The organism is Serratia sp. 201 (assembly GCF_037027545.1).
GTDB lineage: Bacteria > Pseudomonadota > Gammaproteobacteria > Enterobacterales > Enterobacteriaceae > Serratia > Serratia bockelmannii.
The window spans coordinates 1,483,662-1,509,371 of sequence record NZ_JAXCHC010000002.1 but is presented as its reverse complement, the minus strand read 5'-3'; the positions used below and the strand labels follow the sequence as shown (position 1 = coordinate 1,509,371).

Here is a 25,710-nt window from a genome sequence, read left to right as displayed (position 1 = left end):
AATTAAATGTTCACAGTGAATTAAGCGTTGTTCCTTGCTACATTTTTATACCGAAGGATTGATCATGACCAAAAGACTACTCCTCTCCGCCTCACTGGCGAGCGCATTATTATTAAGCGGGTGTGCAAGCATCCCTCTCGCAACAGATCAAGAATCAGCGCATGCCAAAAGCTTCCCTGCGTTGGATGAAAACAAAGCGGGCCTCTATATTTATCGTGACAGTTTTGTCGGCAAGGCGCTGAAGAAAGATGTTTATCTTGACGGCAAATGCGTGGGTGAGACCGCGGATAAAACGTTTTTCTATACCCAGGTTGACGGCGGACAACAGCATAAAATCTCTACCGAATCTGAATTTTCTCCTAACGATCTTTCCATTTATACCGAAGCGGGGAAAAATTACTTCGTAAGACAATATATTAAGATGGGTGTATTCGTCGGCGGTGCCGGTCTGAGTCAATCGACAGAGGATGAAGGCAAACGTGTTATTTCTAAAGCTGCGGTAAAGCTTGCCAAGGGCGGCCGTTGCGATAGCTAATGCTCCTTGCCCGTGGGATTTCAGGGATATTCCTCCTGAAATTCCCATTATCTGTTTAAACCTTCGCTGTTTACCCTACGGCTATGAATGGAGTGACGATGTCACTCCGTTTTTCTTTAATGACAAACCGACAACACCAACTGCCGCAGCCAGCGGTGATCCGCCTCGGCGTCCAGGCGCGGGTGCCACATTTGCGAGACGGTAATGGGCGGCGTTTTCACCGGCAGCTCGAAGACGCGCAGCGGGCCATCGGCAGGTTGAGCCTGCAGGAAAGAGGTGGGCAGCAACGCCAACAGGTTTGAGGCTTGCGCCACCGCCAGCGCGGCGGGAAAGCTTGGCACCACGGCGGCGATATGGCGTGCCAGCCCCAGCTCCGCCAGCGCGGCATCTACCGGCCCGAGAATGCGCCCGCTGCGCGAGGCCACCACGTGGCCGCAGGCGGCGTAGTCGGCGACGCCAATCTCTGGCTGTTGCGCCAGCGGATGTGCGGTTCTCATAACGCCAACGAAGCGATCGCGGAACAGCGCCTGCAGGCGGATTTCCGGGCCCATGTCACCCAACACGCCGATCTCCAGATCGACCAGACCTTCACGCAGGGGGCGGTCGCTTTTCTCCGGCTTGGGCGCAAAGCGCAACCGCACCCGCGGCGCCTGTTCGGCGGCGGCGGCGATCAGCGCCGGGCCGAAGGCCTCGACGAAGCCGTCATTGGCGCGCAGCGTGAAGGTACGATCCAGCGCGGCGGGATCCAATGCTCCCTGCGCCGGACGCAACACTGCGCGGGCTTCGAATGCCGCGTTTCGCGCCCGTTCGCGCAGCGTTTCGGCATAGGGCGTCAGCACCATATGACGGCCGGCGCGCACCAACAGAGGATCACCGGTGGCCGTGCGCAGCCGGCTGAGGGTGCGGCTCATCGCCGAGGCGCTTAAACCGAGACGCCGCGCCGCGCCGGCAACGCTGCCCGCCGTCAGCAGCGCGTCGAGTGCGATCAGCAGGTTGAAATCAGGGTCGGTCATGCGTGCGCATCCTGTCATGCTGAATAGGGGGAAAGGCGTTCGATGCAGTTTGTGCGTGCGAATGCTGCATCAGTCGCCATGCATTATGCCTGAGCCTGTTTTCGCTGTGCCATGACTTACCGCTAAAAAACCGGAGGGGGACTGGCCCGTTTGCCGTCTGAACATGGCGATAAACGCGGACGGATCGTTATATCCCAGGGTAGAGGCGACATATTTGACGGCTTTCCCTTCCTGTAACAGCGTCATCGCCATGAGGGTTTTGCTTCTCAGCTTCCATTCATTGAAAGAGATGCCGGTAGCGGCGAGAAATCGCCGCGACAGCGTACGCTCACTCAAGCCCAGCATGCCCGACCATTGTGTCAGGGTGTTGAGATCGTGCGGCGCGGCGCTCATCTTTTCGGTCATGATCTTGACAACGTCATCGCTGCCGAGCGGCAGGTAGCTGTCAAAACGCTCCGACAGCGCCAGCTGCTCAAGCAACGCGGTAACCAGCGTCTGGTCCTGAGGCGTGTGCGGATAGCCAATAAGCCTTTCTGAAAAATCGGCCAGCACCGCTTTGACGATCTTATTCAGCCGCAGGGTTTGCGGTCTGCTCGGTAAGGATTGGCATAGCGAGGGGCTGACATGAAGAATGACATAGTCAATTGCACTCTTTGCTACGGATTCATGTTCGGTATTAACGGGGAGCCAAATGGCATATTCTGGTGTGGATAAATAAATATTGTTCTCAATATTTATTTCCGCCAACCCTTTCATGGAATACATCAGTTTGCCCCATGGCAACGCCTGTAAAGGGAATTGCGTTCCTGCCGGCCAGGATTTATTTCTGAACCAAATCGATATTGGGATTTCCCCGGTCAATTCTGACGGTTTCATGACGCCTTCCTGTCCGTTCATGGCTGCGCCTTCCTATTATAACAATAAGTTGTCTGATAATCGGCATTTCTATTCTATGGGGAAAGCTTACTCTGGGCAGGTCATTCCCCTGGATAAAGGTAACAATATGTACGGTAAAATCATTGATCTTTCGGTGCCGCTGATGAGCGGGATCGCTTCCGATCCGGAGCGGTTTCTGCCGGAAATCGAGTATGTTGACAACAAGCGCGGAGCGTTGCAGCTGGCGGAATCATTTCCCGGCCTGGATCCCTTAGCGCTGCCGCGTCAGGAGGGCTGGGCGGTGGAATTTGTCCGCATGAGCACCCACGCGGGGACGCATATGGACGCCCCGTATCACTACCATTCGCATATGGACGACGGCTCTGCATCAAAAACCATTGATGAAATACCGCTGGAATGGTGTATCTGCCCTGGCGTCAAATTGGATTTTCGGCATTTTCCCGACGGCTATGTAGCCACTGCACATGATATTGAGCGTGAATTAGCGAGGATCGGCCATCCTATCGCCGCCGGCGATATTGTCCTGGTCAACACGGCGGCCGGCGGGCGTTACGGCAGCGAAGATTTTATTCATCGCGGTTGCGGCATGGGCCGTGAAGCGACGCTGTATCTTACTGAACGTGGTGTCAGGGTGGTGGGCACCGATGCCTGGAGCTGGGACGCGCCATTCAGCCATACGCGCACCAAATTTGAACAAAGCGGCGATATTTCGCTTATTTGGGAAGGGCACTATGCCGGCAGTCAATATCCTTATTGCCAGATTGAAAAACTGTGCAATCTTGAATTGCTGCCGCCCTGCGGATTTAACGTGATCAGTCTGCCGGTGAAGGTTTATAAGGCATCCGCCGGCTGGGCTCGGCCGGTTGCAATTATCGATGAACGCGCAGGGGAATAAACGATGGCCAGAATAAAACTGCCGGTAGTGAGTGAATTAACGGCTGAGCAGCAGCAGCAATATGCCCGTTTTCCCGCCAATCTTACGCTGGGTCTGTTGAAAACCAGCCGTTCGGCGCAGGGATATCTGTCCCTGGGCGCTTCTTTTCCGGCCGGGCGACTGTGTGATAAAGATCGGGAAATGATCATATTAAGGGTTGGCGCGTTAAGCCACAGCGCTTATGAGCGTATGCAACACTATCCGCTGGCGATCCTTGCGGGGTGGCGCGATGACGACATCGAGAAAATAGAGCAGGGTGTGGGCATCGACGCCAGAGGGACGGCCATCTTGCATTTTGTCGATGAATGCGTGAAGCAGGTGAAGGTCTCTGCCGACACATTTAACGCGGTCAGGCGCTATTATGACGAGGTTCAACTGGCTGAACTGGCATTAATGATTGGGCACTACATGATGACGGCGCGCTTTTTGGAAACGCTGGAAATCGATCTGGACCTACAAGCGACATCCTGGGAAAACATGTCAACGGATTGAATACGCGCACGGCGTGAGCGCGATAAAAAAGCCGATAACCTGGGGTTATCGGCTTTTAATGCGCAGTGGCAGAGGGTTACGCGGGCAGCTGCTGGGCGGTTTTCTCGACCAGCGCCAGCAACAGCTTGATGTCTTCCAGCGTCACGATCGGGTTCAGCAGCGTCATCTTCAGGCAGGTCACGCCATCGAACTCGGTCACGCCGACGTTGGCGCGGCCCGATTCCAACAGGGCGTCACCGATACGCTGGTTGAACAGCGCGACGGCCGCATCGCCGTTCGCCGCCAGCTGCGCCGGACGGTAGCGGAACAGCACGCTGGCCAGCTGCGGCTGCATCACCAGTTCCAGTGCTTCTTGATCGGCGATGTAGCGCGCCACCTGTTGCGCCAGCGTCACGCCATGATCGATGATCTCGGCGTATTGCTTCTGCCCGAGCGCTTCCAGCCCCATCCACAGCTTCAACGCATCGAAGCGGCGGGTGGTCTGTAGCGACTTGGACACCAGGTTCGGCACGCCTTGCGCTTCGTCGAACTCGGAGTTCAGGTAGGCCGCCTGATAGCGCATCAGCTCGTAGTGGCGCTCGTCTTTCAGCAGGAAGGCGCCGCAGCTGATGGTCTGGAAGAACTGTTTATGGAAGTCCAGGGTGATGGAGTCCACCAGCTCCAGGCCGTCCAGGTAGTCGCGGTACTGCTCGGAAAGCAGCAGCGCGCCGCCCCAGGCCGCATCCACGTGCACCCAAATCTGCTGCTCCGCCGCCAGCCGTGCGATGTCGCGCAGCGGGTCAATGGCACCGGCGTCGGTGGTGCCGGCGGTGGCGACAATCGCCATCACCTGCTCGCCGTTGGCCTTGGCCTGCGCCAGTTTTTCCGCCAGATCGTTCACGTCCATGCGGGCGAAGCGATCGGTTTTCACCAGGGTGACGGACTGATAGCCGAGGCCCATCAGCGCCATGTTCTTCTGCACCGAGAAGTGGGCGTTTTCAGAACAGAACACCTTCAGCTTGCGCAGATCGCCCACCAGACCGTCCTGCTGCACGGAGTGGCCCTGACGCGCGAAGAACGCGTCGCGCGCCAGCATCAGCCCCATCAGGTTGCTCTGGGTGCCGCCGCTGGTGAACACCCCGGCGTCGCCGGACGGGTAACCGACCTGGGCGCGGAGCCACTCGATCAATTTCATTTCGATCAGCGTGGCCGACGGGCTCTGATCCCAGGAGTCCATGCTCTGGTTGGTGGCGTTGATCAGCACTTCGGCAGCCTGGCTAATCACCAGGCTCGGGCAGTGCAGGTGCGCCACGCACTGCGGGTGGTGCACCGACAGGCTGTCTTTCAAAAAGTACTCGATGGCGCGCTCGATCGCCGCCTGGTTGCCCAGGCCTTGCGGGGTAAAGTCTAGCTGGATGCGCTCGCGCAGTTCGGCAACGCTTTTGCCCTGATACATCTCGGGCTGTTGCAGCCACTGCACGACGGCTTCACTGCTCTGTGCGATCGCCTGGCGGTAAGCCTCGGCGCTGTGCGCCGAGGAAGCCAGAATCGGGTTTAACTTGGACATCGCGGTCATTCGCTCCAATCAGACAGGCTTGACGCCGGCGGCCAACAGCGCCTGCTCAAATTTATCCAGGAAAATACCCAGCTCATCATTGGTGATCAGCAGGGAAGGCAACAGGCGCAGCACACAGCCGTTGCGCCCGCCGCGCTCCAGGATCAAGCCGGATTCGAAGCATTTTTTCTGCAGCAGCGCGGACAGCTCGCCATCGGCCGGGTAACAGCCCATGTGATCCTGCGCTTCGTTCGGCTTGACGATCTCGATGCCGATCATCAGGCCCAGACCGCGGACGTGACCGATCACCGGATAACGTTTCTGCAGCTCGGTCAGCTTGCCTTTGAGCCATTCGCCCTGAGCGGCCACTTTATCGGCGACCTTATGCTCTTTCAGGTACTGCAGGGTGGTCAGGCCGGTGGCCATCGCCAGCTGGTTGCCGCGGAAGGTGCCGGTGTGGTGGCCCGGTTCCCAGGCATCGAACTCTTTTTTGATGCCCAGCACCGCGAGCGGCAAGCCGCCGCCGACCGCTTTCGACATCACGATGATGTCCGGCTCGATGCCGGCGTGTTCGAAGGCGAACAGCTTGCCCGTACGGGCGAAACCGGCCTGAACTTCGTCGATGATCAGCAGAATGCCGTGTTCCTGCGTCACTTTGCGAATGCGCTGCAGCCACTCGGCCGGGGCCGGGTTAACCCCGCCTTCGCCCTGAACGGCTTCTAGGATCACCGCCGCCGGTTTACGCACGCCGCTTTCCACGTCGTTGATCAGGTTGTCGAAGTAGTAGGTCAGCGCCTTGACGCCGGCTTCGCCGCCGATGCCCAGCGGGCAGCGGTATTCATGCGGATAAGGCATGAATTGCACTTCCGGCATCATGCCGTTGATGGCCGCTTTCGGCGACAGGTTGCCGGTGACCGACAGCGCGCCGTGGGTCATGCCGTGGTAGCCGCCGGAGAAGCTGATCACGCCGGAACGGCCGGTGTGCTTTTTCGCCAGCTTCAGCGCGGCTTCCACCGCATCGGCGCCGGACGGGCCGCAGAACTGCAGGCAATACCCTTTGCCTTCGCCAGGCAACAGAGAGAGCAGGTAATCGGAGAAACGATCTTTCAACGGGGTCGTGAGATCGAGAGTATGTAACGGCAAGCCGCTGGTAATGACATTTTGGATGCTTTGCAGGACGTCGGGGTGATTATGTCCAAGAGCCAACGTTCCCGCCCCGGCCAGGCAATCAAGATATTGATTATTCTCAACATCAGTGATCCAAACGCCCTGGGCTTTCGCAATTGCCAACGGCAATTTGCGCGGATAACTCCTAACATTCGACTCAAATTCGGCTTGACGCGCCAAATAGGTTTCATTGTTTCCGTTTAATGAGTTTGCAACTAAAGTATCAATACGGACTTTATCCGTCATCATATCTCTCCTACAACCGAAGGTCTCAAGACGCAACGATTGAATTAATGAATTAGAAAAGTAACTGCCTTGTGAAAAGCGCGACCAATATATGGCTTTTTTGCCTGGGACTCAATAGCCGATTTTGTTTTGAATTGTTTAGTTTTTTCTTAGGCTCATCAATATGTTGTTGATTTGTTGACCGTTGGTTTTGCCAGCAAAAAACAACATTTCTTTAACATTGCGTAAAAATCCTTTTCTGCTTTCCTTTGGCTACTTCTTTAATGCATTTATTATTAAGGTGAATTTCCGATTAATAACATAAATAGAAAATAGCGGCTTATTTTCATCTATTCACCACCTTAAGTCCTATAGCGGTTATATACACAAAATTTGTGATGAATATAAGCGGTCGAGCGTTAAAAGCGCAGTACCCAGAGTGGTGATTTCTTGCAGATTTTACGTAGCGCGATCAAAAAAGCGGGATTTTTGTGCGGTGCCGGCGAGTCTGCCGGCACCGCGGTTATTAACGTTGCCGTAACCAGGCGTGATAGCGCCGCAGAGTGCGGCGGGTGCGCCACCGGTCGATGAGCAGCGACCACAGCGGGGAGTAACGCACGTTGCGCGTCCGATCGCGGCTCAGGGCGTGCATGCGGCGCTTGATCAGCGCCATACGGGCGAGCAGCGTCAGCGTTTTATCGCGCCATTTTACCGGTGCGGGCAGCGCATGAGGGGCTTCGCCGGTTTGCCAGCGGTGCGGCAGATCGGGAATTTCCGCCATGGCGGTGGCGATGCCGACCACCGCGATGCCGCTGTTCAGCACCCGTTGCGCCACCGACGGGCGGGCGATGCCGCCAGTAGTCATCACTGGCATGCGGGCCACTGCGGCGAGATCGCGGGCGAAGGTCAGAAAATAGGCTTCGCGCGCCAGGGTGCTGTCGTCCGCCGCTTCGCCCTGCATCGCCGGGCTCTCATAACTCCCGCCTGACAACTCCACCAGATCGACCGGCAGTTCGTTGAGCATCAACAATACCTGTCGGGCCTCGTCCGGCGAAAAGCCGCCACGCTGAAAATCGGCGGAGTTCAGTTTGACCGCCACGCAAAAGCCTGGCGAGACACGCTGGCGCACCGCGCGCACCACCTCCAGCAGCAGGCGGGCGCGATTCGCCAGCTCGCCCCCCCAACGATCGCTGCGCTGGTTGGACAACGGCGACAAGAACTGGGAGATGAGGTAGCCGTGCGCCGCATGGATCTGCACGCCGGTAAACCCGGCCTGTTCGGCGGCGTGCGCGCTGGCGGCGAAGCGGGCGATCACCTCGGCAATCTGCGCTTCGCTCATGGCCTGCGGCGGGGCAAACTGCTTGCTGTACTTGCCCATCGCCATTGGGATGGCGGAGGGCGCCCAGGCGTTACCGCCCATGTTGGCCATCACCTGACGGCCCGGGTGGCTGAGCTGCATCCATACCTGCGCGCCTTCTTGGCGCGAGGCCGCCGCCCAGGTTTTGAACGCCTCGAGCGGCGTATCCTGTTCCAGCACTACGCCGCCGGGGCCGGTCATGGCGCGTCCGTCGATCATCACGTTGCCGGTGATGATGAGGCCGGCACCGCCGATACCCCAGTGGCGATACAGGCGCCATAGCGCGGGGCCGGGCAGTTGGCCTTCATCGGCCAGATTTTCTTCCAACGCGGCCTTGGCCAGACGGTTGGGTAAGCGGCTGCCGTTGGGCAGAATCAGTGGGGTAAACATCGGGTACGTTCCTGTCGCAGGGGGAATGGCGCTATACTAGGGTTAAAGTTAACTTTAAGGTCAATAGGGCATGAAAATCGGAGAGTTGGCGGAGCGCGCCGGCATGGCCGCCTCGGCGATACGTTACTACGAACAGCAGGGGCTGCTGCCCAAAGCGGTGCGCGGCGTTAACGGATATCGGGTGTATAGCGAAAGCGCGCTGGAGCGGCTGCACCTGATCCAAATCGGCCAGAATCTGGGGTTTTCGCTGCAGGCGATCCGCGGGGTATTGGCGCTGCAGGGCAGCGCCTATCAGGATGGGTTGATACAGGGCGTCGACAGCCGGCTGGCGGAAATCGAGCGGATGATGGCGACGCTGAACGAGCAGCGTGAGACGTTGATGGCGACGCGGCGTATTCTGTTGGAATCCGGCGTGGCGGGATTATGCCGCGCAAAAAATGAAAAACAGGCCGGTGCGTGGCCGGCCTGCAAAGATTAACGGTGTTTAAAGGCGGCGCGCCCGGCATATACCGCCGCGATGCCCAATTGGTCTTCGATGCGCATCAGCTGATTGTATTTTTCGATCCGCTCGCCGCGGCACGGCGCGCCGGTTTTCACATGGCCAGCTCGCATCGCAACCGTCATATCGGCGATAAAGCTGTCGACGGTTTCGCCGCTGCGGTGTGAGATAAAGGCGCCCCAGCCATTTGCCTGGCAAAGCTGCACGGCGGCGAAAGTTTCGCTCAGCGTGCCAATCTGGTTCAGCTTGATCAGCGCCGCATTGGCCAATCTTTCATCAATCCCGCGCTGGATGTATTTCACGTTGGTGACGAACAGATCGTCACCGACCAGTTCCACCTGATCGCCCAGGGCGTCGCTGAGAATGCGCCAGCCCGCCCAGTCGTCCTCGGCCAAACCGTCTTCAATCAGCACGATGGGAAAATCTTGCACCAGCCGCTGGTAATAGGCCGTCATCTGTTCGGCATCCAGTTCAGCGTTTTCGCTGCGCAGGCGGTATTTGCCGTTGGCATAGAATTCACTCGAGGCCGGGTCCATGCAAATGGCGATATCGTCTCCCGGTTGATAACCGGCTTTCTCTATCGCCTGTACGATCAGCTCCAGCGGTTGCCGGTTAGAGGCAACCGCCGGCGCAAAACCGCCTTCGTCGCCAACGCCGACCGACAGGCCTTTCTCCAACAGAATTTGGCGCAGCGCCTGATAAACTTCACTGCCCCAGCGCACGGCCTCGCGCAGCGACGGCGCGCCCAGCGGCGCTATCATAAATTCCTGAAAGTCCGCACCTTGCCAGCGGGCATGCACGCCGCCGTTGATGATATTCATGCAGGGCACCGGCAGCAGGTTGGCGCCGAGACCGCCCAGATAACGATACAGCGGCAGCTGCGACAATTGCGCCGCGAGGCGGGCGGCGGCCAGAGAAACGCCGAGCAGGGCGTTGGCCCCCAATCGGCTCTTGTTCTCGCTGCCGTCCAGTGCGATCAACCGGCGGTCAATCTCCCCTTGTTGGCGTACATCCACCCCGCGCAGCGCTTCATTGATCGCCGTTTTGACGCTTTGCACCGCTTCCTGAACGCCTTTACCGCCGTAACGGTGCGGATCGCCGTCGCGGTGTTCCACCGCCTCGCGTGAACCGGTGCTGGCGCCGGAGGGAACCGAAGCCCGTGCCACGACGCCCGCCGCAGTCATTTCAACTTCGACGGTGGGGTTGCCGCGCGAATCCAGGATCTCTCTGGCGGTTACGTTTTCAATTTCATAGCTCATGGATGATCACCTCATTCTAGGGAGTGGGCACGTGCTTTATCAGCACGTCGATCGACAAATGGTTAATGAACTCGAAGCCGAAGGAGGCAAAGACGCCGAACGGACGGTTCTGATGGCCGAGCAGCAACAGATCGACGCCTTCACGGGCAATCAGGGCCTCGATGTCTTTGAAGCGGTGAATACTGACAATTGCGCGCACCTCCAGGGGGATTGTGCAGTCTTCCACCAGCCTGCTGAGCATGGCTTTGGCAGCGATCACCTCGCTGGACTGGCGATCTTTGGTTTGTGCATCGCTGAGGTAGTCCAGCTCGGCATAGTCGGCGCTGATGTGCGCCACGGTAATGCGCGTATTCATCTGCTGATTGAGGCGTTCGGCATGGCGTAACAGCAGCCGGCCGTCGCGTTCATCCTGCACCAGCAGTAAAGCATGTTGATAGAGCGACATGACTTATCTCCCTGCGTTAGCAATCTGTAGGGTTAACCACGGTAAAACCTCTTTTTTCCGGCTCGTCATGCCGGGCAGCGACACCTGCCGAATGGCGAGCACCCGGTTCGACGAGAAATACAGGGTGGAGCGGTGGCGGGTGATATCGGTAACCAGCAGCGCGGTCATCTCCAGCCCGGCCTCCTGCTTAGCCTGCTCGAGCGCCTGTTGCAGCGCGGGCAACAGCGGATCGATATCGCTCATAGCCCGCACTTCTATCTGCGACAGCAGCAGCGAGACGCTATGGATGCGGTAATTCTTGGCGTCACGGTGCAGCAACTGCGGGGCGGATTGCCCCGAAAGATCGGTTTTGGCGGCAAGCAATCCGGCGGTGAAGGCGTCATAGTCAACGTGAGAGATTGCGCATAACCGCGCGACCGCCACCCGATCCTGTTCGGTGGTGGTCGGTGCGCTCAGCGCAACGGTATCGCTCAAAATCGCGCCCAGCAGCAGCGTGGCCTGGGCGGAAGAAAGCGGCATCGGCGTATCTGACGTCAGTATGGACAGGATCACGGTGGCGCAACAGCCAACGGCGCGGATCCAGACATCGGGCGGGTTGCGGGTGATCAAGGTGCCCAGCCGGTGATGATCGATAACGCCGGCCACATCGCTGTCGGGCAATGAGGCCGGCCCTTGTTCGACGTCGGTAAAATCCACCAGCCAGACTTTGCGGTCACGGAGATCGTCTGTCAGCAGCGCAGGCGTTTGTACGCCGGCGGCGGCCAGTATGTAGCGGGTTTCCGGCGTCAATTCGCCAAGGCGGAAAGCGACGGCCGGTTTGCCGAGGTGATTGAGCCAGTCCGCGACCACCAGCGCGCTGCAGATGCTGTCGCTGTCGGGATTTTTATGGCCGAAAACGTACAGCGGCATTTCCCGCACGGCGAGATCAGGCTGGGATGGAAAAGGGGTAAGACGTGAGATTTCATTCATAGCGACTCCTGACATACCTGCCTAAAAAATAAAGCGAAGTTGTATATCAGGCGTCATCATCCGGTTCGAGCGAACGCGGCGGTTGGGAAAGGTGGAACACCATCACCTTGTGAACGACTGTAGCGCAGCGCGGTGGCAAACGCAACGCCCGGCAAAGCTGGCGAGAATGCGCAATCGGATTGATACTGAGTGAGTCTATGATGGACAAGGATATTTGCCGCTAACCGACGGATAGGCTGAACGGAATCACGCAGGCTGGCTGCGCCGGATCCGTGGGTGACACAATGGGAGACAACATGCTTGAACCCTGCTTCCCCGAAAACGAAGCCGAACGTCTGTCGGTACTGAACTCGCTGAACGTGCTGGATTCGAACTCGGTGGAAAAACTGGATCGTATTACACGGCTGGCGGCGAAATACTTCGGCGTCACCATTGCGCTGGTGTCATTGATCGACCGGGATCGCCAATGGTTTCTATCGCGCTACGGTCTGGATGTCCGGGAAACGCCGCGTAACATCTCATTTTGTGGCCATGCGATCTTGCAACGTGAAGCGCTGGTGGTGCCCGATACCGCCAACGACCCGCGTTTTTTCGACAATCCGCTGGTGATCGGCGGGCCGCGAATCGGTTTCTACGTTGGGCAACCGCTGCTGTCGCTCGACGGTTTGCCGCTCGGCACCCTGTGCATTATCGACAGCCAGCCGCAGCCGTTTTCTCCGGAACAGGTGGCCGACCTGCACGACTTCGCCGCCGTGGTGGAAGAGTACCTGCAGAGCATTGAACGCCATGTCTATACCGAAAACCTGAAGTCCAACCTGCAACGCTCGGAAGCCTTGTTCGAACAGACCTTCGCCCAGGCGGCGGTAGGGATGGCGCTGGTGTCGCTGCAGGGGTATTGGCTGCGGGTCAATCCGCGCATCTGCGAAATGTTACACTATTCCGAGCGCGAGCTGATGGATCGCACCTTTCAGGACATTACCTATCCGCTCGATCTCAACACCGATCTAGAAAAACTGCAGCAACTGCTGAGAAACGAGATCAGTACTTACTCGCTTGAGAAACGCTATTTCCGTGCCGATGGCTCGATCGTCTGGGTGCAGCTGACGGTGGCGTTAAACCGGCTGCCTAACGGCAAACCGGATCATTTCATCTCGGTTATCGTCGATATCAGCGAGCGCAAGGCGGCGGAGGCCGATCTGTTCTCTCTGCAACACGAGCTGGAACAACGCGTCGAAATCCGCACGCGGGAGCTGAACGTGGTCGTCAAGAAACTCAACGAAGAGATTGAAACCCGGGTACTCGCCGAATATCAGCTCAGCACGGAGAAGGAACGCCTGCGGGCCATTACTGACAACATGCCGGCGTTGATCAGCCAAATCGACGGTAATGAACGCTACCTGTTCGCTAACAGCGCCTATAAAACCTGGTTTGGCCTGGAAGAAAGCCGCCTTAGAGGAATGACGGTGCGCGATTTTATGGGGGAGAACGTTTATCAGATAGCGAAACCGATGATAGACAGGGCCCTGGCGGGGGAAATGGTGAGCTTCGAAAATGAGCTCCAGACCCAGAAGGGGTTGCTGATGATCCACACTACGCTGGTGCCGTGCGAGGCTCAGGGGTTTTACATTCTGTCCATGGACATTACCGAGTTGAAGCGCCTGCAGCAACGGCTGGAGTACGATGCTACGCACGACATGCTGACTGGGTTGACCAACCGCCGCGCTTTTCTGCGTCGGTTGTCCAGCACGGTGCAGGCCTGTTGCGAACAGCAGCAAATGGCGCTGGTGTTCATCGATCTCGATGGTTTCAAAGCCCTCAATGACAGCTATGGCCATGACTTCGGCGATCTGATCCTCAAGACGTTCGCCAGGTTGCTCAGCGCCTGCGCCGGCGAGCGCCATAGCGTTTCGCGCCTGGCCGGTGACGAATTCACGGTCATCCTATGGCCGTTGGCGGAACCGCAGCGCGAGGTCAGCGAATTTTGCGAAAACGTGTTGGCGCGGCTGGCTGATATTTCGCAGATCGGGCAGCAGACGGTGAGCCTGTCCGCCAGCCTGGGGGCGGCGATTTCCTCACACACTGACGTGACGGAGGAGATGCTGTTGACCCGTGCCGACGGCGCGATGTATCAGGCGAAATCGGCCGGAAAGGGCACTTATGCCATCTGCAAGTTATGAGCGTGAAACGGTGACCGTCTCAGGGTAAGCTGTTTTCTTCTTTCCTATGGGCAGAACTCCGGACTGATTGCATGGCGTCTAATCATCAACACAAAGACTGGCTGGAACTGCGGCGCGATGACGAAACCGGCATCGAGAGCGTCAATGCCCACTTTCAGGGGCATGCCTACGATCCCCACGATCATGACGAAATGCTGGTGGGCGTGACGCAGCAAGGTTTACAACGTTTCAACTGTCATCGTTCCTTGCATACCAGCCGGCCGGGACGCGCCATGCTGATCGAGCCGGGCGCGGTGCACGATGGTCATGCGCCGCAGGCCGAAGGGTTTACCTATGCCATGCTTTATCTGCCGCAGCATTGGGTTTCCGATGCGATGAACCGCCGCGGATTAGGGGACGTTTCTGTGCTGGAAGGCGCGTTCCACAGCACGTTGACCGACGATCCGATGCTGGCGACCGCGATACAACAGGCTTTTTTTGCGTTGCATCAGGGGGAAGGCCGGCTGGCGCGCGATCAAAGCCTGGATCAACTGCTGACGCTTTTGGCGCGGCATATTCGCGTCAGGCCGACTTCCCAAAGCGATGATGCTTTGATTGTGATGAATCGCTTACGAGACTACCTGCACGAGCACATGGCAGGTAACCCCAGCCTGGATGAACTTGCGCTTCAGTGCGGCCTGGACCGCTTCCGCCTGACTCGCCAGTTCACCCGGGCCTTCGGCCAGTCGCCGCATGCTTACCTGGTCCGGCTGAGGCTGCGGGCTGCACGCTTGTTGTTGGCGCAGGGGGAAGAACCGGCGCAGGTCGCGATGCAGGTGGGCTTTGCCGATCAGAGCCACTTGGGCCGCTGGTTCCAGCGCGCCTACCGTTTATCGCCGGCGGCCTATCAACGTCAGTGCACAAACGTTCTATACCGCTGATTCGCCCATCGCCGATGATGCGCTTTTATTTTAAGAGCACAACGGAGTAGAGCGAAACATGTTTGATACCAAGATAGCGTTTATCGTACGCGACGATCTGCAGACCTGGCAGCGGCTGAATGTGGTGGCCTTTCTGGCGACGGGCATCGCCGCCGCCGCCCCGGAAATCATCGGCGAGTGTTATGTGGATGCGCAAGGCAGACGCTACGGCGGCATTTCCGGGCAGCCGATGCTGATTTTTGCCGCGGATCTGCCGGGCCTGCAAAAGGTGCATCGCAAAGGGCTGGAGCGGGAATTGACGTTGGTTCCCTATGTGCACGCCATGTTTGCGACCGGGCACGATGCAGCCAACCGGCAGGTTTTTCTCGCTGAAGACGCGGACAATCTGGATTTGGTCGGCCTGGCGTTGCGCGGGCCGAAGAAAGCGGTGGATAAGGCGATAAAAGGCCTGACGCTCCACGCCTGAGAATGTCTTTGCCTGGTTTACCGACTGGACGCGCGAAACGCTCGCGCATGTCCAGGAGGGTGACGCGTTTCCGATACGGCGCTTACGCCTGGAACGTTTGCAGCCAGGCGGCGAATTGGCTCACGACCTCATCGTCCCGATCGCGCAGCAGCAGGGAATAAACGCCGGTTCGGATAGTCAACGCTGGGAAAGGCGACACCAGCCGGCCAGACGACAGATGTTTGGCGCAGAACAGGTAAGGCACGACGGCCAGTCCCAGGCCGTCTTCGGCCGCCTGAATGGCGGCGAAGGTATGGTCGAGCGGCGGCGGCGAGGCGTCCAGCGCCGTCGGATAGGTATTCAACCAACTGTGCCATAAATCCTCACGGGCGCGGATGCGAATGGCGGTATGCTCGGCCAGATTGTCTGGCGCGCTGATCGGCATGGTGCGCAAATAGCTCTGGCTGCAGACCAGCAGGCTGTCTTCCTGCAAAAAAGGGATCGCTTTCAGTCCGGAGAAGTGCGCGGGATCGCGCCGGATCGCCAGGTCAAACGGCATATTGCGATCGACGGCCCCAGTGGCGGTGGTGATATCAATCGCGACCTCCGGATGAATCTCGTTGAACGCTGCCAATTTCGGCATCAGCCAGTGCATGGTGAACGTCGGCAGGCTGTGTACCACCAGCCGCTGCCGGCCGGCGCTCGCTTTCAGTGCGCTTTCCGCCGAAAACAATTCGCTTATCACTCGGGACGCAGTGCGGGAAAAATTCTCGCCGGCCTGCGTCAGCCGCACGGACTTGTGTCCGCGATAAAACAGTTTGAGCTGCAGCTGTTCTTCCAGGCTGCGGATGTGGCGACTGACCGCGCCGGTGGTGAGAAACAGCTCATCCGCAGCGGCGCTGAAGCTGCCGAGACGGGCGGCGGCTTCGAAAGCGGACAGGTGCGGCAGGGAGTGAATTTTTTTCATAGGTTGAGTCTAGCTCAACCAAGTGAGGGAGGAAAGATCGTTTGTCAGCCGTTGATTTTGCTCACTATGATGAGGCATCTCCTTCTGATTGCTGAGTTTATGATGCGGATCTTTTGGCTATCGGTCATGCGTGTTAATGGCGTTATCCTCACCCTGCGGTTGACAGGGAGGCGCCCCTGAGATGCGAGCTTTCTTTTTGCTTTGCGTGAGCCGGGCCGGCCTCTGCCTGGGCACCATGATGTTCGCCGGCGCGCTGCCGACCATCAGAAGCGAGTGGCAGCTCGACGCCGCCTCCGCCGGTACAGTGCAGACGGTGTTCAGCCTGACCAACGCCCTGGCGTTGCTGGTGGCTTCCTGGTGGTGTGATTCGCTGGGCGCGCGTCGGGTGTATCTGCTGTTTTCCTGGCTGGGTGCCGGTGCGCTGATGCTGTTCGCCGTGTTTGCCCATTCGTATATCGGCGCACTGGTGTTGATGGCCTTCGTCGGCCTGACGCAGGGCGGCGCCTATACGCCGGCGCTGCTGTTAGCGATGGGGATGAACGGCCCGGCCCGACGCGGTTACGCCATCGGCATGATCCTGGCGGCCAGTTCGTTGGGGTATTTTCTGTCGGTTTTCATCGCCGGTTGGAGCGCCATGCGCTGGGGCGCCGGCGTGGCGTTTGCCCTGTGCGCCGCCGGTGCGCTACTGGGGGCGCTGGCGGGTTCGTTGGCCCTGGTCGGTTATCAGGAACCGCAACCGCGCACGCTGGGGAGGAAGACGAAACGAGAAAGCTATGCTATCACCTATGCGACCCTGCTGTTGCTGATCGGGTATATCGCTCACAGCTGGGAACTGCTCGGTAACTGGGCCTGGGCACCCAGCCTGGTCAGCGAGGCGTTGAGCGGTTTCTCTCTGGATCCGCTCAGCGCCGGATTGATCGCCGCGGCGGTGATCCACCTGGCCGGCATGATCGCCACGCTGATTGTCGGCACCGTTTCCGACTATTTCAATCGTGCCTCGGTGCTGACGTTTGTGGGCGCCGCCGGTGCGTTGGGATCGCTGCTGATGGGGTGGTCGGCGAACTGGGGGCCGGGCTGGACGCTGCTGTTCGTCAGCATCGGCAGTTTCTTTATTCTTGGCGACTCCGGCGTGCTGTCGGCGGCGATGGCGGACAACGTGCCGCCGCAACAGCTCGGCAGCGTGATGGGCTGGCGATCGTTGCTGGGGTTCGGCATCGGTTCGTTCGCCCCGTTATCCTTTGGCATCGTGATGGATACCACCCAGAGCTGGGGCACGTCTTATGCCGTGTTGGCCTGCGGCGGCGGGGTAGCCTGCCTGGCGGCAGGATTGCTTTGGCGACAACACTTGAAATGAGGTTCGGACATCATTAAATGAATGGAACATCATCACGCATGGTTATCGTGGGCGCCGGGATTGTCGGCGCATCGATCGCCTATCATCTCGCGCGCCAAGGGCAGCACGTTATCGTGGTTGAGCAGGCGCATCCCGCGGCGGGAGCCACAGGCCGCTCGTTTGGCTGGATCAGCGAAGGCGTGCCTGAGGGCGCGCCCGACGCGTTTCTGCGGCGCGAGATCGTGGCTGACTGGATACGCCTGACGCAGGAGATCCCGGATCTCTGGGTGAATTGGTCCGGCGCGCTCAGCTATGGTCAGGCGCCGGCGACGCAAAACCCCGATAATCGGCTTTTGCCCTCCGCCGAGGTGACCGCGCTGGAACCGGGGCTCAGGCAGCCCGATAGCCAAGCCTATTTTGCGGCGCATGACGGCGCCGTCGATCCGCAAGAAGTGACGCAGCGGTTGCTCGAATGCGTTCGCGCGTGGGGCGGGGAGTTGTTCCTGGGGCGAACCGTCAGCGGATTTTTGCGTGAAGACGGGCAGATAATCGGCATCGTTACCGAGGAAGGCGCGATTACCGCCGATCGGGTGGTGCTCGCCTGCGGCACGGGGATCTCGGCGCTGTTGGACGGTAGCGGATTCTCGCTGCCGATCGAGGCGTCGCCGGCCATTTTGTTACGCTATCACGCGGCGGCGCAGGTGGTGAACACGCTGATTGCGGGCGACGACATCGAAGTGCGTCATGCACAAAATGGCGATCTGCTGGCGGCGGAAGATTATCCTGCGCACGGCGATGAAAATCGCGTGGAGGGCGAAGCGCAATCGGCGATTGAAGGGCGCCTGCCAGGCACGGCGCCCTTGAAACTGCAGGCGTGTTCGGTGGGGATGCGCCCCCGGCCGCGCGACGGTTATCCCATCGTTGGGCCGCTGGGCGCCACCTGCCTCTATGTGGCGGTGATGCATCCGGCCGTGATGTGCGCACCGACGCTTGGCCGGCTGATCGGAGACGAGCTGCTGCATGGCGTCAATTCCGCCATTCCGCACGCTTATCGCCCGGCGCGATTTATTAATGATGGGGTGTGAAGGGGGAGACCATCGCGATCTCCGGCAGACGGCGCCTTGGTCTCGCCGTTCAGGTTTTCCGACTACGGATCAGCACCGTAATACGCTCAACCCTGCAGCGGTTTTTTGCGCCGTCGGCGAGGCTCTTATATATTTAGTAGCATGCCTGAGGCAGGTTAGGCATGAAACGGCGGTCGATCTGGCCGCTGCAAGTACGACAGTTAATCCGTTCGCCAAGAGGCTGCGAGCCGGTGCTTTCGGTAGGGACAGCCGCCAATCGTTTTTACGGCGACCGAAGGCGGAGCAGCTACTCACAGGTCACGAGGACACTTACCATGCATAAGAGAACACTGGCGTCACTGCATTACGAAAACATGCCTTACGATGGGGTACACTTTCACATTTTGAAACGGGAGACGCCTGGCCATACGGCGTTGCTGAAGCTGGATGCGGGCAGCCAACAACCGGCGCGTTTTCATCCGGGCTGGGTGAAACTGATGGTACTGAGCGGTGAACTGAAGGTTGACGATCAGACGTTGCAACCCCATGAGATGTTAATCATTCCTGCCAAGACCGCCTATACGGTACAGGCCATCACGGAAGTGATTTGTCTGGCGATTTCCGAGCTGGACGGCGCCGAGTTGGCCCGTTGACGAGATAACCATTCTGGATGGAGGAGAGCCTAGGCGCTCTCCCTATCCCTTTAGCATTAAGCCGCCCCCCAGGCTGAGCTACCTGCTGATTGATGCGCATACCTCCTGATTTAAGCCACCGCGCTTTCCCTTTCCATCACTTTCGGCCGCGTCGCCCCCGCAACGAGCCGCCATTGCGCAGCGCATGCGCAACGTCATCGCCTTCGTTTTAAGCAGAACGATGAAATTTTGGTGTAAATAGTGAGTTTCTTCGCATAAGGCCCCTGGTGTGGCTTGCGAGAACGTCACTATATGGAGGATCATGCGGCCTCTCTATCAAATAAAAGACATTCGCGTTATCAAAAGGGACAAACGACCATGGGATTCGACGTCGACAACGCCGAAACGAAACGCATCGACCTCAGCAGCCACGAAAACTCTGCGTTCGAGGTGACGGGGCTGGTGAAACACTACCCGGCGGGCTTTGTCATTCCTTACCACTCGCATAAACGCTGCCATTTGCTCTATTCGCAACAGGGTGTTATGGCGGTCGAGGCGAGCTGCGGACGCTGGATCGTACCGCCTACCACCGCAGTCTGGCTGCGGCCGGGGGTAGAACATCAGTTGGTCATGCAGAGCAACATTTGCGTTTACGGGATTTTTGTTGATGAATTCACCGCCGCGCGGTTGCCGTTGCGCGACGGCGTCTTGCAGGTGTCGCCGCTGCTGCGCGAGCTGATCGCCCAGTTGGCGACGCTGGCGCCCGAGGGCGAGGAGACCAAACGCCACGCGTTGCTCAGAGCATTGTTCCTCGAGGAACTGAGCCTGCAGCCGCAGCTGGCGCTGCATCTCCCTTGGCCGATGGAAGCGAGAATGGCTGACATTTGCCGGCAGTTGGTCATCACGCCGGCCGACGATCGCGGCATTGAGATCTGGGCGGATTCATTGTCGATCAGCGCGAAAACCTTCCAGCGTCACTTCACTCAACAAACCGGCATCACCTTTGGTCAGTGGAAACAGCGTCTACGGCTGTTGTCGTCCATCCCGCTGCTGCTGGCGGGCAACTCGATCATCCACGCCGCCTTCGAAAGCGGTTATGAGAGCCACAGCGCCTATTCGGTGGCGTTCAAAAAACTGTTTGGCGTTTCGCCTTCGCGCTTTACGCTATAGCCTTATGGCAGTGATCCGCTTGGAGATTGTTGTTGCTTGCACTCAGGTGAGCATCGACTGCCGAGCGAAGATACCCGCCATCGCGCCGTGGTGACTGAGGGAGTATCAGAGAGGCTGTCCGCGCGGGCATTAACCATATTGATAGCAGGGCTGCGGCGAGACCGGCAAAGCTGCCGCCGATGATGATGACGTCATTATTCATGGTGAGATGTTCCGTTTTGTTGATTAAGTGGAGTGCCCGGGGGCGCTGTATCATCCGGCGAAAAGTCTGCCAGAGTGCAAGTGTATTTAGGGCAAACAGGAAGAAGCCTTGAACCGAATTTGAATTGTGACCATATTACCAATTGGTCACTCGTTGTCAGCCGGGCTTCATTGAGCTAGGATGGGAAAATGACTAAACAGATGAATGAAACCCCTTCCAGGGGACCTTCCGACCACAGTGTCCGCGATCAGGTCGTTGACGCGGCCACTGAGCATTTCGGTCACTATGGCTACGAAAAAACAACGGTTTCCGACCTCGCCAAAGCAATTGGTTTTTCAAAAGCTTATATCTATAAATTTTTCGATTCCAAGCAGGCGATTGGAGAAGTGATCTGCGCTAATCGGCTGGCGATCATAAGGGATATTGTCCACGCAGCGATTGCGGATGCGCCGACAGCTGCAGAGAAAATAAGGCGGTTATTCAAGGCATTGTCAGAATCTGGCTGTGATTTATTTTTTCATGACCGTAAGTTGCACGATATTGCGGCTGTTGCTGTGCGTGATAAATGGCCCTCAGCACAAGCTCATGAGCAGCACCTGCGGCAGCTAATCGAGCAGATCATTGTTGAAGGGCGCCAGGCAGGTGAGTTCGAAAGAAAAACGCCACTGGATGAGGCGGCGGATGCGATTTTTATGGTCATGCGTCCCTATATCAGCCCGGTTCAGCTGCAATATAATTTGGACACCGTCCAAGCAGCGGCGGTGTTGCTGCCATCACTGATCTTGAGAAGTTTGTCACCCTGACTTTGTGACCATTGACAATAATGGTCACAAGTATAAGTATGGGTTCCTGTCCTGTTAATTAATTAAGGGAACCCATGCTCGGACTTAAACCTGTCACCTTTGCTGTCTGTCTGTTGCCGTTTGCCCTTGTGGCCTGCGGTGAGGCTTCCGATAACCGCGATCCACGCAGTCTGCCACCTCTGGTCAGGTCTGCCGCAGCGATCAATGCAACCGACTTTTCCCGTGCTTTTACGGGGGTGGTGGTTGCACGAATTCAGAGCGACCTTGGTTTCAGGGTTCAAGGCAAAATCCTGGAACGTCTCGTCGATACCGGCCAGGCCGTGAAACGTGGCCAGCCGTTAATGCGTCTGGATCCGGTTGATCTGAGCCTACAGGCTCAGGCTCAACAGCAGGCAGTCGCCGCAGCAAAAGCGCGAGCCCGACAGACAGCGGATGATGAATCGCGTTATCGCGGTCTGGTCACTACAGGTGCTGTGTCGGCATCCGCTTACGATCAGGTTAAGGCTGCCGCAGAGACGGCCAGGGCTGACCTCAGTGCCGCCCAGGCGCAGGCGAATGTGGCGCAAAACGCCATGGGCTATGCAGTCCTGGTCGCTGACGCCGACGGAGTGGTGATGGACACGCTGGCCGAGCCAGGTCAGGTGGTCAGTGCCGGACAGCCAGTTATCAGGCTGGCGAGGGCTGGACAACGCGAAGCGGTCGTCCAACTGCCTGAGACGCTGCGCCCGGTAATTGGAAGCGTGGCACAGGCCTCTCTGTACGGCAGCGATACACCCTCTGTTTCCGCGAAGCTACGGTTACTCTCTGATGCAGCCGATCCGCTGACGCGCACGTTTGAAGCAAGGTACGTGCTCGACGGTCCATTGTCTGGTGCCCCTCTGGGGGCCACTGTCACCATCCATATTGCGCAGAGCAGAGCATCGCAGCCGTTGCTGCAGGTGCCTTTAGCGGCTGTTTTTGACGCGGGTAAAGGTCCGGGGGTCTGGAGCATTTCAGGAAATCCCGCCAGAGTGACCTGGCGGTCCGTGCAGGTCGTGAGCCTCGAGGATGATGCAGCAAGCGTAACCGGCAGCCTTAAGCCTGGCGAACAGGTCGTAGCGCTGGGCGCTCATCTACTGCATGATGGTGAGACAGTCCGGCTGGCGAAGCAGAGCGATATCCGTGTCGCCGGGAGTCGTCCATGAGTCGCGGACGTTTCAATCTTTCCGCGCTCGCCGTACGCGAGCGTTCCGTTACGCTGTTTCTTATCCTGTTGATCACCGTTGCCGGTATTCTCTCGTTCCTTGGGCTGGGGCGCGCAGAAGACCCGCCTTTTACGGTCAAGCAGATGACCATCATTTCCGCCTGGCCTGGAGCAACGGCTAAGGAAATGCAGGATCAGGTGGCCGAACCGCTGGAGAAGCGTCTCCAGGAGCTCAAGTGGTATGACCGCACAGAGACCTACACGCGTCCCGGTCTGGCTTTTACCATGCTCTCATTGTTGGACAGCACTCCCCCCTCAGAGGTCCAGGAAGCGTTCTATCAGGCACGCAAAAAACTCAGCGACGAGGCTAAAAATTTGCCGGCAGGGGTGTCTGGGCCGATGGTTAACGATGAGTTTTCGGATGTCACGTTTGCGCTCTTTGCGCTGAAGGCAAAAGGCGAGTCACAGCGGCTACTGGTGCGCGATGCCGAGTCATTACGCCAGCGCTTATTACATGTTCCCGGGGTAAAAAAAGTCAATATTATCGGTGAGCAGGCCGAGCGGATATTTGTCTCATTTTCCCATGACCGTCTGGCAACCCTGGGGGTCTCTGCCCAGGATATCTTTGCAGCCCTGAACAACCAGAACGTGCTGACACCTGCGGGCTCGATAGATACCCGTGGGCCGCAGGTTTTTATCCGTCTGGATGGGGCTTTTGACACACTGGAAAAAATTCGTGAAACGCCGGTTGTGGTGCAAGGGAGGACGCTGAAGCTTTCCGATGTGGCGACGGTCGAGCGTGGCTACGAAGATCCGGCGACCTTTATGGTGCGTAATCAGGGCGAACCTGCACTTCTGCTGGGTATCGTGATGCGTGAGGGCTGGAATGGTCTGGAGCTGGGTAAAGCGCTGGATAAGGAAGCCGCCAGCATCAATGCGGACATGCCACTCGGCATGACATTCGTGAAAGTCACCGATCAGTCAGTTAACATCAGTTCCGCCGTAGATGAGTTCATGATCAAATTTTTCGTCGCGTTGCTGGTCGTGATGGTGGTCTGCTTTCTCAGTATGGGTTGGCGTGTGGGTGTGGTGGTCGCTGCTGCTGTGCCCCTGACGCTGGCTGTCGTCTTTGTGGTCATGGAGGCGTCAGGTAAAAACTTCGACCGTATTACCCTGGGCTCGCTCATCCTGGCCCTGGGGTTGTTGGTGGATGACGCCATCATTGCCATTGAAATGATGGTGGTGAAAATGGAGGAGGGGTACGACCGAATCAAAGCCTCGGCCTATGCATGGAGCCACACTGCTGCGCCGATGCTGGCAGGCACCCTGGTGACGGCCGTTGGCTTTATGCCCAACGGTTTTGCACAATCCACGGCGGGTGAATATACCAGCAATATGTTCTGGATTGTGGGAATTGCATTGATTGCCTCCTGGGTGGTGGCAGTGGTGTTCACCCCTTACCTTGGGGTGAAAATGCTGCCGGATATCAAAACGGTTCAAGGGGGGCACACAGCTATCTACAACACCCGCCGCTACAACCGTTTTCGTCAGTTGCTGGCGCAGGTCATCGCGCGAAAATGGCTGGTCGCGGCTTCTGTCGTCGCGGTATTCACCGTTGCTGTTCTCGGCATGGCGCTGGTGAAAAAACAGTTTTTCCCGACGTCTGACCGGCCAGAGGTCCTTGTGGACGTCCAGATGCCGTATGGCTCGTCCATTGAACAAACCAGCGCCGCCGTGACGAAAATTGAGGACTGGCTGAAGCACCAGAAAGAAGCAAAAATCGTGACGGCTTATATCGGGCAAGGGGCTCCTCGTTTTTATCTCGCCATGGCACCCGAGCTACCTGATCCCTCTTTTGCGAAAATTGTTATCCTGACGGACAGTGAGGGAGCCCGTGAGGCGCTCAAGTTCCGTCTTCGCCAGGCTGCGGCTGATGGACTGGCTCCTGAGGCGCGAGTTCGCGTGACCCAACTGGTGTTTGGCCCTTACTCACCCTATCCGGTTGCCTTCCGTGTGACAGGGCCTGATCCGACGGTATTACGAGACATCGCGGACAAGGTGAAAATGCTGATGCAGGCCAGCCCGCTGATGAGAACGGTCAACACGGATTGGGGCTCACGCGTGCCAACACTGCATTTCACCCTGAATCAGGACCGCCTGCAGGCCGTGGGGCTGACGTCAAATGCCGTGGCCCAGCAGCTTCAATTCTTGCTTTCGGGTGTTCCTATCACCGCGGTGCGCGAAGATATCCGTTCGGTGCAGGTCGTGGGACGCGCTGCCGGCGATATCAGACTTGATCCGGCGAAAATAGAGGGTTTCACCCTGGTCGGTTCTGCAGGGCAGCGTATTCCGTTATCGCAGGTTGGCGAGGTCGAAGTGCGCATGGAAGACCCGGTCCTGCGACGTCGTGACCGTATGCTAACCATTACCGTGCGAGGCGATATTGCCGAATCCCTTCAGGCACCTGATGTTTCCACTGCGATTTTTAAACAACTGCAGCCCATCATCACAACGCTTCCGAATGGATACCGGGTTGAACAGGCAGGCTCTATTGAGGAGTCAGGGAAAGCTACCCAAGCGATGGTGCCGTTATTCCCTATCATGATAGCCATGACATTGCTGATCATTATCCTTCAGGTGCGTTCGATGTCGGCGATGGTGATGGTCTTTATGACCGCACCTCTGGGGCTGGTCGGTGTGGTGCCAACCTTGCTGCTCTTCAACCAGCCCTTTGGTATCAATGCGCTGGTTGGTTTGATTGCCCTGTCAGGGATCTTGATGCGTAACACGCTGATCCTCATTGGGCAGATCCATCACAACGAGCAGGAAGGGCTTGAACCCTATCATGCGGTCATTGAGGCAACGGTACAGCGCTCCAGGCCTGTACTGCTGACGGCGATGGCGGCCATTCTGGCCTTTATCCCGTTAACCCACTCGGTATTCTGGGGAACCCTGGCCTATACCCTGATAGGCGGGACACTGGGTGGAACCATTATTACGCTGGTGTTCCTGCCTGCTATGTATGCTATCTGGTTCCGGATAAAGAGCCCAACGGCAACCTTGCCAACCGAAAGCCATTCCACGTCTGAAGGATAAAA

General features: G+C 58.0%; 23 protein-coding genes and 1 riboswitch. Of the genes, 14 read left to right on the top strand and 9 right to left on the bottom strand.

Going from position 1 to position 25,710, the window contains the following annotated elements; translation table 11 throughout:
• Positions 1–64: 64 nt before the first annotated feature.
• Positions 65–535, top strand: coding sequence for a DUF2846 domain-containing protein (locus WA302_RS15345; RefSeq protein ID WP_025302823.1), 471 nt, complete (start codon positions 65–67; stop codon positions 533–535).
• Positions 536–651: 116 nt separating this feature from the next.
• On the opposite strand, the gene WA302_RS15340 is transcribed toward WA302_RS15345, so the two are convergent.
• Entirely contained in the window at positions 652–1,548 is an 897-nt protein-coding gene (locus WA302_RS15340) for a LysR family transcriptional regulator (RefSeq protein ID WP_060447178.1), read from the bottom strand.
• Between the two features lie 69 nt (positions 1,549–1,617).
• Positions 1,618–2,445 carry a helix-turn-helix domain-containing protein gene (locus WA302_RS15335; RefSeq protein WP_043137377.1) on the bottom strand — a complete coding sequence of 276 codons (828 nt, stop codon included), beginning with the start codon at positions 2,443–2,445 and terminating at the stop codon, positions 1,618–1,620.
• A gap of 106 nt (positions 2,446–2,551) precedes the next feature.
• Between WA302_RS15335 and WA302_RS15330 the strand changes: the two genes are divergently transcribed.
• Entirely contained in the window at positions 2,552–3,340 is a 789-nt protein-coding gene (locus WA302_RS15330) for a cyclase family protein (protein ID WP_336064414.1), read from the top strand.
• A gap of 3 nt (positions 3,341–3,343) precedes the next feature.
• Positions 3,344–3,871 (top strand): carboxymuconolactone decarboxylase family protein, encoded by a 528-nt coding sequence (locus WA302_RS15325; protein WP_025302827.1) that lies wholly within the window; start codon positions 3,344–3,346, stop codon positions 3,869–3,871.
• A gap of 76 nt (positions 3,872–3,947) precedes the next feature.
• Here the strand turns inward: WA302_RS15325 and WA302_RS15320 are convergent, their stop codons facing one another.
• From WA302_RS15320 to WA302_RS15310, 3 genes are all read right to left on the bottom strand, one after another.
• Complete coding sequence (locus tag WA302_RS15320) at positions 3,948–5,417, bottom strand: pyridoxal phosphate-dependent decarboxylase family protein (protein WP_043137457.1); 1,470 nt, start codon at positions 5,415–5,417, stop codon at positions 3,948–3,950.
• Positions 5,418–5,435: 18 nt separating this feature from the next.
• On the bottom strand, positions 5,436–6,818 hold the full coding sequence (locus WA302_RS15315) for a diaminobutyrate--2-oxoglutarate transaminase (RefSeq protein ID WP_071826114.1): 1,383 nt from the start codon (positions 6,816–6,818) through the stop codon (positions 5,436–5,438).
• A gap of 505 nt (positions 6,819–7,323) precedes the next feature.
• Positions 7,324–8,544, bottom strand: coding sequence for an NADH:flavin oxidoreductase/NADH oxidase family protein (locus tag WA302_RS15310; RefSeq protein WP_025302830.1), 1,221 nt, complete (start codon positions 8,542–8,544; stop codon positions 7,324–7,326).
• A gap of 70 nt (positions 8,545–8,614) precedes the next feature.
• Between WA302_RS15310 and WA302_RS15305 the strand changes: the two genes are divergently transcribed.
• Positions 8,615–9,022 (top strand): MerR family transcriptional regulator, encoded by a 408-nt coding sequence (locus WA302_RS15305; protein ID WP_025302831.1) that lies wholly within the window; start codon positions 8,615–8,617, stop codon positions 9,020–9,022.
• Here the strand turns inward: WA302_RS15305 and eno are convergent.
• Genes eno through WA302_RS15290 form a run of 3 tightly spaced genes read right to left on the bottom strand, consistent with a single transcriptional unit; the run spans position 9,019 to position 11,716 of the window.
• Positions 9,019–10,302: a phosphopyruvate hydratase gene (gene eno, locus WA302_RS15300; RefSeq protein ID WP_049204031.1), complete on the bottom strand. Its 1,284-nt coding sequence runs from the start codon at positions 10,300–10,302 to the stop codon at positions 9,019–9,021. The two genes, WA302_RS15305 and eno, sit on opposite strands and share 4 nt — an antisense overlap.
• A gap of 16 nt (positions 10,303–10,318) precedes the next feature.
• Positions 10,319–10,747 carry a universal stress protein gene (locus tag WA302_RS15295; RefSeq protein WP_025302833.1) on the bottom strand — a complete coding sequence of 143 codons (429 nt, stop codon included), beginning with the start codon at positions 10,745–10,747 and terminating at the stop codon, positions 10,319–10,321.
• 3 nt (positions 10,748–10,750) lie between these two features.
• Positions 10,751–11,716, bottom strand: a complete 966-nt coding sequence (locus tag WA302_RS15290) for a DHH family phosphoesterase (RefSeq protein ID WP_336064411.1) — start codon at positions 11,714–11,716, stop codon at positions 10,751–10,753.
• Positions 11,717–11,756: 40 nt separating this feature from the next.
• Positions 11,757–11,832, bottom strand: a riboswitch (Fluoride riboswitch).
• A gap of 180 nt (positions 11,833–12,012) precedes the next feature.
• Between WA302_RS15290 and WA302_RS15285 the strand changes: the two genes are divergently transcribed.
• The 3 genes from WA302_RS15285 (at position 12,013) to WA302_RS15275 (ending at position 15,279) form a co-directional block, all read left to right on the top strand.
• Positions 12,013–13,893 (top strand): diguanylate cyclase domain-containing protein, encoded by a 1,881-nt coding sequence (locus WA302_RS15285; RefSeq protein WP_336064410.1) that lies wholly within the window; start codon positions 12,013–12,015, stop codon positions 13,891–13,893.
• A gap of 71 nt (positions 13,894–13,964) precedes the next feature.
• The gene (locus tag WA302_RS15280; protein WP_043137364.1) at positions 13,965–14,813 is read left to right on the top strand and encodes an AraC family transcriptional regulator; all 849 of its coding nucleotides are present in this window, start codon (positions 13,965–13,967) and stop codon (positions 14,811–14,813) included.
• 58 nt (positions 14,814–14,871) lie between these two features.
• On the top strand, positions 14,872–15,279 hold the full coding sequence (locus WA302_RS15275; RefSeq protein WP_043137360.1) for a DUF2000 family protein: 408 nt from the start codon (positions 14,872–14,874) through the stop codon (positions 15,277–15,279).
• Positions 15,280–15,361: 82 nt separating this feature from the next.
• Here the strand turns inward: WA302_RS15275 and WA302_RS15270 are convergent, their stop codons facing one another.
• Entirely contained in the window at positions 15,362–16,225 is an 864-nt protein-coding gene (locus tag WA302_RS15270; protein ID WP_336064407.1) for a LysR substrate-binding domain-containing protein, read from the bottom strand.
• Between the two features lie 181 nt (positions 16,226–16,406).
• On the opposite strand from WA302_RS15270, the gene WA302_RS15265 reads away from it, so the two are divergent.
• From WA302_RS15265 to WA302_RS15235, 7 genes are all read left to right on the top strand, one after another.
• Positions 16,407–17,579: an MFS transporter gene (locus tag WA302_RS15265; RefSeq protein WP_225735576.1), complete on the top strand. Its 1,173-nt coding sequence runs from the start codon at positions 16,407–16,409 to the stop codon at positions 17,577–17,579.
• Between the two features lie 17 nt (positions 17,580–17,596).
• Complete coding sequence (locus tag WA302_RS15260; protein WP_261456369.1) at positions 17,597–18,643, top strand: NAD(P)/FAD-dependent oxidoreductase; 1,047 nt, start codon at positions 17,597–17,599, stop codon at positions 18,641–18,643.
• A gap of 314 nt (positions 18,644–18,957) precedes the next feature.
• On the top strand, positions 18,958–19,275 hold the full coding sequence (locus WA302_RS15255) for a cupin domain-containing protein (RefSeq protein ID WP_025302841.1): 318 nt from the start codon (positions 18,958–18,960) through the stop codon (positions 19,273–19,275).
• A gap of 357 nt (positions 19,276–19,632) precedes the next feature.
• Positions 19,633–20,424, top strand: a complete 792-nt coding sequence (locus WA302_RS15250) for an AraC family transcriptional regulator (RefSeq protein WP_025302842.1) — start codon at positions 19,633–19,635, stop codon at positions 20,422–20,424.
• A gap of 390 nt (positions 20,425–20,814) precedes the next feature.
• The gene (locus WA302_RS15245) at positions 20,815–21,429 is read left to right on the top strand and encodes a TetR/AcrR family transcriptional regulator (RefSeq protein ID WP_089180905.1); all 615 of its coding nucleotides are present in this window, start codon (positions 20,815–20,817) and stop codon (positions 21,427–21,429) included.
• Between the two features lie 74 nt (positions 21,430–21,503).
• Positions 21,504–22,613 carry an efflux RND transporter periplasmic adaptor subunit gene (locus WA302_RS15240; protein ID WP_049295615.1) on the top strand — a complete coding sequence of 370 codons (1,110 nt, stop codon included), beginning with the start codon at positions 21,504–21,506 and terminating at the stop codon, positions 22,611–22,613.
• On the top strand, positions 22,610–25,708 hold the full coding sequence (locus WA302_RS15235; protein ID WP_192974067.1) for an efflux RND transporter permease subunit: 3,099 nt from the start codon (positions 22,610–22,612) through the stop codon (positions 25,706–25,708). The genes WA302_RS15240 and WA302_RS15235 overlap by 4 nt, the downstream gene beginning before the upstream one ends.
• Positions 25,709–25,710: the final 2 nt, after the last annotated feature.

Coding starts and splice junctions, on each gene's coding strand:
- WA302_RS15345 (WP_025302823.1), top strand. CDS start 65: ATGACCAAAAGACTACTCCTCTCCGCCTCACTGGCGAGCGCATTATTA.
- WA302_RS15340 (WP_060447178.1), bottom strand. CDS start 1,548: ATGACCGACCCTGATTTCAACCTGCTGATCGCACTCGACGCGCTGCTG.
- WA302_RS15335 (WP_043137377.1), bottom strand. CDS start 2,445: ATGAACGGACAGGAAGGCGTCATGAAACCGTCAGAATTGACCGGGGAA.
- WA302_RS15330 (WP_336064414.1), top strand. CDS start 2,552: ATGTACGGTAAAATCATTGATCTTTCGGTGCCGCTGATGAGCGGGATC.
- WA302_RS15325 (WP_025302827.1), top strand. CDS start 3,344: ATGGCCAGAATAAAACTGCCGGTAGTGAGTGAATTAACGGCTGAGCAG.
- WA302_RS15320 (WP_043137457.1), bottom strand. CDS start 5,417: ATGTCCAAGTTAAACCCGATTCTGGCTTCCTCGGCGCACAGCGCCGAG.
- WA302_RS15315 (WP_071826114.1), bottom strand. CDS start 6,818: ATGACGGATAAAGTCCGTATTGATACTTTAGTTGCAAACTCATTAAAC.
- WA302_RS15310 (WP_025302830.1), bottom strand. CDS start 8,544: ATGTTTACCCCACTGATTCTGCCCAACGGCAGCCGCTTACCCAACCGT.
- WA302_RS15305 (WP_025302831.1), top strand. CDS start 8,615: ATGAAAATCGGAGAGTTGGCGGAGCGCGCCGGCATGGCCGCCTCGGCG.
- eno (WP_049204031.1), bottom strand. CDS start 10,302: ATGAGCTATGAAATTGAAAACGTAACCGCCAGAGAGATCCTGGATTCG.
- WA302_RS15295 (WP_025302833.1), bottom strand. CDS start 10,747: ATGTCGCTCTATCAACATGCTTTACTGCTGGTGCAGGATGAACGCGAC.
- WA302_RS15290 (WP_336064411.1), bottom strand. CDS start 11,716: ATGAATGAAATCTCACGTCTTACCCCTTTTCCATCCCAGCCTGATCTC.
- WA302_RS15285 (WP_336064410.1), top strand. CDS start 12,013: ATGCTTGAACCCTGCTTCCCCGAAAACGAAGCCGAACGTCTGTCGGTA.
- WA302_RS15280 (WP_043137364.1), top strand. CDS start 13,965: ATGGCGTCTAATCATCAACACAAAGACTGGCTGGAACTGCGGCGCGAT.
- WA302_RS15275 (WP_043137360.1), top strand. CDS start 14,872: ATGTTTGATACCAAGATAGCGTTTATCGTACGCGACGATCTGCAGACC.
- WA302_RS15270 (WP_336064407.1), bottom strand. CDS start 16,225: ATGAAAAAAATTCACTCCCTGCCGCACCTGTCCGCTTTCGAAGCCGCC.
- WA302_RS15265 (WP_225735576.1), top strand. CDS start 16,407: ATGCGAGCTTTCTTTTTGCTTTGCGTGAGCCGGGCCGGCCTCTGCCTG.
- WA302_RS15260 (WP_261456369.1), top strand. CDS start 17,597: ATGAATGGAACATCATCACGCATGGTTATCGTGGGCGCCGGGATTGTC.
- WA302_RS15255 (WP_025302841.1), top strand. CDS start 18,958: ATGCATAAGAGAACACTGGCGTCACTGCATTACGAAAACATGCCTTAC.
- WA302_RS15250 (WP_025302842.1), top strand. CDS start 19,633: ATGGGATTCGACGTCGACAACGCCGAAACGAAACGCATCGACCTCAGC.
- WA302_RS15245 (WP_089180905.1), top strand. CDS start 20,815: ATGACTAAACAGATGAATGAAACCCCTTCCAGGGGACCTTCCGACCAC.
- WA302_RS15240 (WP_049295615.1), top strand. CDS start 21,504: ATGCTCGGACTTAAACCTGTCACCTTTGCTGTCTGTCTGTTGCCGTTT.
- WA302_RS15235 (WP_192974067.1), top strand. CDS start 22,610: ATGAGTCGCGGACGTTTCAATCTTTCCGCGCTCGCCGTACGCGAGCGT.